Source organism: Sphaerotilus sp., from assembly GCF_031429695.1.
In the GTDB taxonomy this organism is placed as follows: Bacteria; Pseudomonadota; Gammaproteobacteria; order Burkholderiales; family Burkholderiaceae_C; genus Sphaerotilus.
Genome location: NZ_JANPAB010000028.1, coordinates 1 through 8,196 on the forward strand (window position 1 = coordinate 1; position 8,196 = coordinate 8,196).

General features: G+C 67.2%; 8 protein-coding genes. 4 read left to right on the forward strand and 4 right to left on the reverse strand.

The features are described 5' to 3' along the window. Window positions 1-38 precede the first annotated feature (38 nt). The gene (locus RMP06_RS05565) at window positions 39-1,163 is read left to right on the forward strand and encodes a 3-deoxy-7-phosphoheptulonate synthase (RefSeq protein ID WP_310460780.1); all 1,125 of its coding nucleotides are present in this window, start codon (window positions 39-41) and stop codon (window positions 1,161-1,163) included. On the opposite strand, the gene RMP06_RS05570 is transcribed toward RMP06_RS05565, so the two are convergent. Next, the gene (locus RMP06_RS05570) at window positions 1,144-1,725 is read right to left on the reverse strand and encodes a cob(I)yrinic acid a,c-diamide adenosyltransferase (RefSeq protein ID WP_310460781.1); all 582 of its coding nucleotides are present in this window, start codon (window positions 1,723-1,725) and stop codon (window positions 1,144-1,146) included. The genes RMP06_RS05565 and RMP06_RS05570 overlap by 20 nt on opposite strands. A gap of 63 nt (window positions 1,726-1,788) precedes the next feature. Here RMP06_RS05570 and RMP06_RS05575 point away from each other — a divergent pair, with 63 nt between their 5' ends. Both RMP06_RS05575 and RMP06_RS05580 read left to right on the forward strand, forming a co-directional pair. Beyond that, on the forward strand, window positions 1,789-2,532 hold the full coding sequence (locus RMP06_RS05575; RefSeq protein ID WP_310460782.1) for a UPF0149 family protein: 744 nt from the start codon (window positions 1,789-1,791) through the stop codon (window positions 2,530-2,532). A gap of 74 nt (window positions 2,533-2,606) precedes the next feature. Beyond that, a complete protein-coding gene (locus tag RMP06_RS05580; protein WP_310460783.1) occupies window positions 2,607-3,029 on the forward strand; it encodes a universal stress protein in 423 nt (140 codons plus the stop codon). A 27-nt stretch (window positions 3,030-3,056) separates the two neighbouring features. On the opposite strand, the gene RMP06_RS05585 is transcribed toward RMP06_RS05580, so the two are convergent. The 3 genes from RMP06_RS05585 to RMP06_RS05595 form a co-directional block, all read right to left on the reverse strand. Then, the gene (locus RMP06_RS05585) at window positions 3,057-3,272 is read right to left on the reverse strand and encodes a hypothetical protein (RefSeq protein WP_310460784.1); all 216 of its coding nucleotides are present in this window, start codon (window positions 3,270-3,272) and stop codon (window positions 3,057-3,059) included. Between the two features lie 84 nt (window positions 3,273-3,356). Beyond that, window positions 3,357-4,883 carry an alkaline phosphatase D family protein gene (locus RMP06_RS05590; RefSeq protein ID WP_310460785.1) on the reverse strand — a complete coding sequence of 509 codons (1,527 nt, stop codon included), beginning with the start codon at window positions 4,881-4,883 and terminating at the stop codon, window positions 3,357-3,359. A gap of 339 nt (window positions 4,884-5,222) precedes the next feature. Then, complete coding sequence (locus RMP06_RS05595; protein ID WP_310460786.1) at window positions 5,223-6,170, reverse strand: LysR family transcriptional regulator; 948 nt, start codon at window positions 6,168-6,170, stop codon at window positions 5,223-5,225. Between the two features lie 152 nt (window positions 6,171-6,322). On the opposite strand from RMP06_RS05595, the gene RMP06_RS05600 reads away from it, so the two are divergent. Beyond that, on the forward strand, window positions 6,323-7,840 hold the full coding sequence (locus tag RMP06_RS05600; protein WP_310460787.1) for a CoA-acylating methylmalonate-semialdehyde dehydrogenase: 1,518 nt from the start codon (window positions 6,323-6,325) through the stop codon (window positions 7,838-7,840). Window positions 7,841-8,196 lie beyond the last annotated feature (356 nt).

Consider the following 8,196-nt stretch of genomic DNA (forward strand, 5'->3'; position numbering starts at 1 on the left):
TGCCCTTCACTTTCCAGAGCTTCGACAGGAGAAACCGCATGAGCCCCCTCACCAGCAGCCAAGCCAACGACGGCCACGGCTACACGCTCAGCGAGAAGACCAGCCAGACCGACGACCAGCGCATCCAGGACGTCACGCCGCTGCCGCCGCCCGAGCACCTGATCCGCTTCTTCCCGATCGCCGGCACGCCGATCGAAGCGCTGGTCGGCAGCACGCGCGAATCGATTCGCCGCATCCTGAACGGCCAGGACGACCGCCTGCTGGTGGTGATGGGCCCGTGCTCGATCCACGACCCGCTGGCTGCGCTGGAATACGCGAAGAAGCTCAAGGCCGAACGCGCGCACCACGCCGACACGCTGGAAGTCGTGATGCGCGTGTACTTCGAGAAGCCGCGCACGACGGTCGGCTGGAAGGGCCTGATCAACGACCCCTACCTCGACGAGAGTTTCCGCATCCACGAAGGCCTGCGTATCGCGCGCCAGTTGCTTGTCGACATCAACCGGCTGGGCGTGCCGGCGGCGGGCGAGTTTCTCGACGTGATCTCGCCGCAGTACATCGGCGACCTGATCGCGTGGGGCGCCATCGGCGCGCGCACCACCGAGAGCCAGGTCCACCGTGAACTCGCGTCTGGCATCTCGGCGCCGATCGGCTTCAAGAACGGCACCGACGGCAACCTGCGCATTGCCACCGACGCGATCCAGGCAGCGGCGCGTCCGCACCACTTCCTGTCGGTCCACAAGAACGGGCAGGTCGCCATCGTCGAGACCAAGGGCAACACCGACTGCCACGTCATCCTGCGCGGTGGCAAGGTGCCCAACTATGACGCCGCCAGCGTGGCCGCCGCCTGCAAGGATCTCGACGCGGCCAAGCTGCCCGCCACGCTGATGGTGGACTGCAGCCACGCCAACAGCAGCAAGCAGCATGAGCGCCAGGTGGTGGTCGCCCGCGACATCGCCGACCAGATCGCCGGTGGCAGCCGCAGCGTGTTCGGCGTCATGGTCGAAAGCCACCTCAAGGCCGGCGCACAGAAGTTCAGCGCCGGCAAGGACGACCCCGCGCAGCTCGCCTACGGCCAGAGCATCACCGATGCCTGCATCGGCTGGGACGACTCCGAGGCCGTGCTGGCGGTGCTGAGTCAGGCGGTCAAGGCTCGGCGCGGCTGAGGCGCTCGCTCTTCCAGTACACGTCGTCGCCGCCCAGCCCGTCCAGGTTGGCCCGGTTCAACACCCGGGCCAGCACGAACAGCAGGTCCGACAGCCGGTTCAGGTATTGGCGCGGCGCGGCGTTGACCCCTTGCGGCTCCTGCGCCGTCAGCGTCACGACGGCGCGTTCGGCCCGGCGTGCGATGGTGCGGGCGACGTGGGCGATGGCGGCGCTGCGGGTGCCGGCCGGCAGGATGAACTCCTGCAGGCGCGGCAGGGTCGCGTTGTGCGTTGCCAGCGCCTCGTCCAGCCGCAGCACGGCGTCGTCCTTCAGCAGCGTGTAGCCGGGGATGCACAGCTCGCCGCCGAGGTTGAACAGCTCGTGCTGGATGACGACGAGCAGCTCGCGCACGTCTGCCGGCAGCGGCTCGGCCAGCAGCACGCCGAGTTGCGAGTTGAGTTCGTCCACGTCGCCCATCGCGGCGATGCGCAGGTGGTCTTTCGGTACGCGGGTGCCGTCGCCGAGGCCGGTGGTGCCGTCGTCGCCGGTGCGGGTGCTGATTTGAGTGAGTCGGTGTCCCATGCCGACATCGTACCTGCGGCAACCGGCACAATACCCGCCATACCTGCATCGAACGGCCTGTCCATGACCACACCCCAAGACCTCAACGACGCCGAGATCGGTGAACTCGACGACCTGCTCGCCGCCATTCCCCAGCCGCTGGATGCGCTGGATGTGGTGATGCTCGATGGCTATCTTTGCGGCGTGCTGTCGCAGCCGATGGCCATCGACATCGCCGAGTGGCTGCCGCCGGCCTGTGACTGGAACCTGGGCGAAGGCGGTCAGGTGCTCACGCCCGACACCCCGGGATGGCATTCCGCCAAGCACGAGCGCCTGATGGCCCTGGTGCAGCGTCGCTACGACGCGATCCACCGTGCGATGGTCGAGGACGAATGGTTCGACCCCGTGGTCATGCAGCCGCTTGACGACGATGACCAGCCGCTCACAGGCCGTGCCGAGATTGAAGGTGCGCTGGCCCCGTGGGTCACGGGCTACGAGCACGCGCTGAACCACTTTCCCGCACTGGAAGAGCTGGGCCACGCCGACCTGTCCGACCTGCTGGCCTGCCTGCGCCGCCACCTGCCGGAGCAGAGCGAGGACGAGCAGGCCTACACCAAGGCGCTGGACGAGGAACAGCCGCTCAAGTCACTCGACGCAGCGATCGAGGATCTGGTGGCTACCGTCATCGACCTGGCCACCATCGGCCGCACGCAGCGCCTGAAGGTGCCCACCGTGCGCCGTGGCATGCCCAAGGTGGGGCGCAACGAACCTTGCCCCTGCGGCAGTGGCCGCAAGTTCAAGCTCTGCCACGGCCGCGACCAAAGTTGATGCACATCAAGCCGCGGCTGAGCGTTCGCTGACAAACTTCAGTACATCCCCACCGCAACACTAGGAGAACGGTCATGAAGATTCTGGTTGCAGTCGATGGCAGCGAGTTCACCCGGCGCATGGTGGCCTACTGGGCTGCACATGAGGAATGGCTAGGTCCGCAGCATAGCTACACCGTGCTGACCGTGGTGTCTCCGATCCCGCCGCGGGCGGCGGCTGTGCTGGACCGCGAGTTGCTGCATTCGTACTATGCCGACGAGGGCGAGAAGGTGTTCCACCCGCTGCGCAGTTTCCTCGACAAGCAGGGACTCAAGGTCACCTTCCTGAGCAAGACCGGGCATGTGGCCGAGACCATCGCCAGGAGCGCCACCGAGGGCAACTTCGATCTGCTCATGATGGGGTCGCACGGGCATTCGGAGCTGGGCAATCTGGTGCTCGGCTCGGTCGCCACCCGGGTGATGGCGCACTGCAAGACGCCCGTGCTGCTCGTGCGCTGAGAGGCGCGCACGGCGGCGAAACAGGGTTCAGCGCTTGTCGGACGGCGCCTTGGCAGGCGTGGGTTGAGCGGCAGGCCGGGTCGCTGACTCACCTTTGGTGTCCATGCTCATGTCCAGGCCGAAGGCGGTGCCGTAGTCGGCGAAGTCTTCGGCCTTGCGCCGCTCGGCGGCGCGTCGGGACCGGCCTGCAAACCAGGTTGACCAGTGGAACCAGCTGCTCAGGGTGCGTCTTTCGGCAATCATTGTCTTTCTCCCACTGCCGGTTCGGTTGCCCTCATCCACCGAACCTTTCACCGAGTGTTCAGGTCGTGTCGCGGGCCGCCGTGGTCATTCACGTTGCGGGCCGGCCCGTCCCGCCTCCACGCGAAACCGCGCTTGCGTGTGCAGCGCCGAGTGCGCAAGAACCGGGAAACCTGTAGCTCTTGCGACACAGTGTAGCGACCGGTCTGTGACATCTACCTGCATATAACCCCTCTCGTCACTGCGGGCGTGCAGGATGTCCACATTGCTGCTGCGTATCAGCGACATCAGGGTTTCCGGGATGCCTGCGGTTGTGAGGGAGGAGGTGACGAACTCGCTGGCGACGATTGGCGCCTGCGGATCGTGGGCGTTCGCCCGTAGCTGCGCTGCCACATGGCGGTGCACGTCGCCACCGAGGAACACCACGTTCTCCAGACGGTGTGTGGCGATGTGCGCCATCAACCGGGCGCGGGCGGCGGGATAGCCGTCCCAGCCATCGCTGTAGACCAGCGGCTGGCCGTCCGGGCCGGGCAGGCCCCACGGACTCACCTGTGTGGCCTGGCCGACCAGCTTCCAGCGACCGCCCGCGCTGCGCAGGCCCCCCTGCAGCCAGCGCTCCTGATCGGTGCCCAGCATCGTGCCCTGGTCGTCGGTGAGTGCGGGGCAATGCCAGCGCACATGGCCGCCCGCCACCTGGCCCCCGTTGCAGACTTGCGGACTGCGGTATTGCCGCCCATCGAGCATCCACAGATCGGCCAGCCGCCCCCAGCGGAAGCGGTCGTGCATGCGCACGCCGTGCGGCCCGGGCATCTGGTCCAGCGCGAGTGGCTGGTGCTCGAAGTAGGCCTGGTAGGCGGCGCTCCGCATCCGCACGAAGGCTTCGGGCGACAGCTCGTCCTCGTCACCGAACGTGCCGGCGTAGTCATTGCGCACCTCGTGGTCGTCCCAGGCCAGGATCCACGGATGCGCTGCGTGGCAGGCCTGCAGATCCGGGTCGCGCTTGTAGGTCGCATAGCGGGCACGGAACCCGTCGAGCGTGCACGGCGCCTCCGCCTCGTGCGAGCGCAGGCGGAACCGCCGGTTGCTGGAGTCGTAGATGTAGTCACCCACGAAGACCACCGCGTCCAGATCCAGCTCCGCGATCTCGCGGTGGGCCGTGAACCAGCCCTGCTCGTAGTGCTGGCAGGACGCGAGTGCCAGACGCAGCCGGTCCACTGCGGCGTCTGCGGCGGGCGCGGTGCGGGTGCGTCCGACCGGACTGGCGATGCCGCCCGCCAGGAAGCGGTACCAGTACCGCCACGCCGGCCGCAGATGGTCCACCTGCACCCGCACGCTGTGGGCCTGGGCCGGATCGGCCAGCACGGTGCCGCTGCGCACGATGCGGGCGAATGCCTCGTCCTCCGCCACCTGCCAGGTCAGCGGCACCAGCGCCCGCGGCAAGCCGCCGCCGGGTTGTGCCGGATCGGCCATCAGGCGCGTCCACAGCACCACGCTCTGCGGGCGTGGCTGGCCACTGGCGACACCCAGCGCAAACGGATCGTTGCCGAACCGCGGATCGGCGATGCGTGGCAGGCGGGTGTTGGGGGCTGACAGGACACGTTGAGCCGCCAGCAAGGCGGCCCAGCGTGTCAGGTTCGCGAGGGTAGAACGTCGAGATAGGATCAATTTGGCGTGCAATCAGCGCAAGATGAAGTCAGATGGATAAATTTTGTGGCATTGGTGTTATTGGGAATATTTGTGATGGATTACCAGTGTTACTTCCACCGTCGTGGGGATGTGCGTCTGGGGTTCCTGTCCGTACAGTACGAATCAGTTGCTGTCACGCGGTGTACTACTTGAACGTAAAGAAATCTGAAGCCGGCGAGTCGAGAGTTCGGACAAAAAAATCATCGAACCCGCTCCTGGTGCACAGTTCCCAACGGCGTTCCTTGCGGAGCGTCTATCGACCCACCCCTAACCGGGTGGGTTTTTTTTGTCCATGGTTTGCCGAAGGTGCCCGACCAGGGCCAGCACGGTGCGCGGCACATGCGGGCTGTAGGGGCGCAAGGCATACAGGTGCCCCCCGAAGGCGCCCACGCTGCGCCACGCCGGCAGCACCTCCACCACCTCGCCCGATGCCAGCACCGCTTCGGCGCTGAAGTCCGGCAACAGCGCGATGCCCAGCCCGGCCATCGCCGCTTCGCGCAGCACTTCGCTGTTGTTGGCGCTGAACGGCCCGCGCACGGCCACCGTCACATGGCTGGCCTGCGTGCCGGCCGCAGCGTGTTCCTCGCGGAACTGCCACGTCGGCGCATCGCCGGGGCGGATGTAGTGCAGGCAATCGTGCTGCGCCAGCTCGGACGGGTGCTGCGGCGTGCCGCGCTCGGCCAGATAGCCGCGGGTCGCCACCAGCACCGCCCGCGTGTCCGCCAGCCGCCACGCCACATGCGTCTCCGGCGGGTGCTCGGTGTGGCGGATCGCCAGATCGAAGCCTTCCTGCGCCAGCGAGGTGAGCCGGTCCGACAGGTTCAGCTCCAGCCGCACCTCCGGATACGCCCGCAGGAACGCCGGCAGGTGCGGCACCACCGTCTGCCGCCCCAGCGCCACCGGCATCGTCACGCGCAGCAATCCGCGTGGTTGCGCGGCCAGATCCTTCACGCCCGAGAACCCGCGCTCGATCTGCTCGAAGGCGCTGCGCGTGCTGTCCACGAGCTGCTGGCCGGCTTCCGTCAGGCGCACGCTGCGGGTCGTCCGCTGCACGAGGGGCACGCCGGCCGCCCGCTCCAGCTCGCTGATGCGCTGGCTCATCGCCGCCTTGCTCACGCCCAGGCGCTGCGCGGCGGCGGTGTAGCTGCCCAGGTCGCCCAGCACGGTGAGCCAGTGGACGTGGGACCAGAGGTGATCGACGCGGCGGGTGTCCATGGTGGGCAGGGGCAGATGCCTTTGTTCCGGGTTTGTGCGGAGGATTGTTCGAATTATTGAACAGTGTATCCAGCGACCCGGTCTGGTCACGCGCCGGGCGTGTGCCTAGACTGCGCTGCATATTGTCCAGAACACCCCACCGGAGTCCCCCCATGAGCACGCAGCCCTACACCGACACCCGCGACATCGGTCACTACATCCACGGCGAGCGCGTCGCCAGCACCAGCGGCCGCTCGCAGGCCGTCTACAACCCCGCGACCGGCGCCGTGGCCCGGCAGGTCGCGCTGGCGTCGGTGGACGAGGTGAACGCCGCGGTCGCGTCGGCCAAGGCGGCGTTCCCCGCGTGGTCCGAGACGCCGCCGATCCGCCGCGCGCGGGTGATGAACAACTTCCTCGCGCTGATGAACGAGCACCGCGACGAACTCGCCGCGATGATCACCGCCGAACACGGCAAGGTCTTCACCGACGCGATCGGCGAAGTCAGCCGGGGCATCGACATCATCGAGTTCGCCTGCGGCATCCCGCAACTGCTCAAGGGCGGCTACACCGACCAGGTCTCGACCGGCATCGACAACTGGACGATGCGCCAGTCGCTGGGCGTGGTGGCCGGCATCACGCCGTTCAACTTCCCGTGCATGGTGCCGTGCTGGATGTTCCCGGTGGCGATCGCCTGCGGCAACAGCTTCATCTTGAAGCCGAGCGAGCGTGACCCGAGTGCCAGCCTGTTCATGGCCGAGCTGCTGAAGAAGGCCGGGTTGCCGGATGGGGTGTTCAACGTCGTGCAGGGCGACAAGCTCGCGGTGGACACGCTGCTGACGCACCCGGACGTGAAGGCGGTCAGCTTTGTCGGCTCGACGCCGATCGCGCAGTACATCTACGAGACCGGCGCGCACCACGGCAAGCGCGTGCAGGCGCTTGGCGGCGCGAAGAACCACATGGTCGTGATGCCCGATGCGGATGTCGATCAGGTGGTGGACGCGCTGATCGGCGCGGCGTATGGCTCGGCGGGCGAGCGGTGCATGGCGATCTCGGTGGCGGTGCTGGTGGGCGACATCGCCGACAAGGTCGTGCCGCTGGTGGCCGAGCGTGCCCGGGCGCTGAAGATCAAGAACGGCATGGAACTCGACGCCGAGATGGGGCCGATCGTCACGGCGGTGGCGCGGGACCGGATCGAGGGGTACATCGGCATCGGGGTGGAGGAGGGCGCGCAGCTCGTCGTCGATGGGCGCGGCTTCCGGCCGGCGGGGTTCGAGGACGGGTTCTGGACTGGCGGCACGCTGTTCGACCACGTCACGCCCGAGATGCGCATCTACAAGGAAGAGATCTTCGGGCCGGTGCTGGCCTGCGTGCGCGTGGCCGATTTCGCCACGGCGGTCGATCTGGTCAACGCCCACGAGTTCGGGAATGGGGTGGCCTGCTACACCAGCGACGGCGGCGTGGCCCGCGAGTTCGCGCGGCGCATCCAGGTGGGCATGGTCGGCATCAACGTGCCGATCCCGGTGCCGATGGCGTGGCACGGGTTTGGGGGCTGGAAGAAGAGCCTGTTTGGCGACATGCACGCCTATGGGGAAGAGGGCGTGCGGTTCTATACCAAGCAGAAGTCGGTGATGCAGCGGTGGCCGGCGAGTATCGCGAAGGGTGCGGAATTTGTGATGCCGACGGCGAAGTGATGCGCGGGCGGTAGGGCTGGCGAGTGGGTCGGCGCTGACAAGGCGGCCGAGGGGCGTGGGCTCCTCGGCCGTTTTTGCGTTTTCGTGATGGAATACGCGATTTTGGGTGGTGTTGCCGATGGGCGAAGGGGTTTCGCACCGGCACCATGGAGGACTGGCTGTTAGCGTAGGTTACGTCGGCAGGGCAGGCTTTCAGGCAATCTATACGGGAGTCAAACGGCTTTGTTGCACAACCCACCCAGCCGGCCGGTGGTCGAGCGGTGAGGTAGGCTGACGGGATGAGCAAGCCGGCGAAGAAGAAGTACACGACGAAGAACTGGTCGCCCTACACGAAGGCGCTGAGAGCCAGGGGGTCG